The organism is Streptomyces sp. SID5464 (assembly GCF_009862985.1).
Taxonomy (GTDB): domain Bacteria; phylum Actinomycetota; class Actinomycetes; order Streptomycetales; family Streptomycetaceae; genus Streptomyces; species Streptomyces chartreusis_D.
The window spans coordinates 9,655-10,083 of sequence record NZ_WWIQ01000026.1 but is presented as its reverse complement, the minus strand read 5'-3'; positions in this window follow the sequence as shown (position 1 = coordinate 10,083).

The window sequence follows — 429 nt, the reverse complement described above, 5'->3', positions numbered from 1 at the left end:
GGGTCTGCCGCAAGTGGGGCGTGAAGGCCGCCCCGGACGCCGGCAAGCGGCTCGCCGACGGCGTGCGCAGCTGGGGCCCGCACGCCGGACGTGCCGGAGCCGCTGAAGAAGATGGGCGAGCACTACAAGCTGGTGATCCTCTCCAACGCCGACGACTCCTTCCTCGCGGAGAGCGTGCCGGCTCGGCGCGGACTTCCACGCGGTGTTCACGGCGGAGCAGGCGGGCTACTACAAGCCCCGCTACGCCGCGTTCGAGTACATGCTCGACCAGCTCGACGCCTCCCCCGAGGACTTCGTACACGTCGCCTCGCACACCCGTTACGACCACATGTCCGATGCACGACATGGGCTTCCGCAACCTCGTCCTGCTGGACCGCGGATACGACCCGGTCACCCACGGCTACGACTACGTGACGGTGAAGTCCCTGG